Annotated in this window: 1 protein-coding gene; it reads left to right on the plus strand. The window is 36.3% G+C overall.

Annotated features, from left to right (window positions below):
* Positions 1-356 (plus strand): hypothetical protein (locus tag RM844_RS33140; RefSeq protein WP_311671126.1); only part of this gene is annotated, 356 nt, incomplete at its 5' end.
* Positions 357-413 lie beyond the last annotated feature (57 nt).

Genomic DNA, 413 nt, shown 5'->3' on the forward strand with positions numbered 1-413 from the left:
CGGTATTCATTCGTCAATTGTTGCAGCTATATCACCGATCTCAAGAGTGGGGGTATTCTCCTGGGCTTTCATTTGAGTATGTATCAGCCTTGTCTGAGTGGGTTGTGATCGCTTGCGATCAGGATTTATTGCACAAAATTCAATTGGTCAATGACGATTTTTTAGAAAACAAACTGAATGAAACGCGTGAAGATGTCAGATTAACGTATATTGATACGAAATTTAACCAGATAATGAGTAAAATGGACATCCCATATGATGTTCTGAATTATCGTGATTTTTCGTTCAAAACCCACTTCGCCCAACCTACTTCACGCGGTGTTATTATCCCTTGTACCTATCTTATTCCTGAATAGCTAGATAGTTATTAAAGAGGTAATTTATTTAATTTGTTGATATAAACATGTAAATGG

Origin of the sequence: Streptomyces chisholmiae, from assembly GCF_031845445.1 — a bacterium.
Taxonomy (GTDB): domain Bacteria; phylum Actinomycetota; class Actinomycetes; order Streptomycetales; family Streptomycetaceae; genus Streptomyces; species Streptomyces chisholmiae.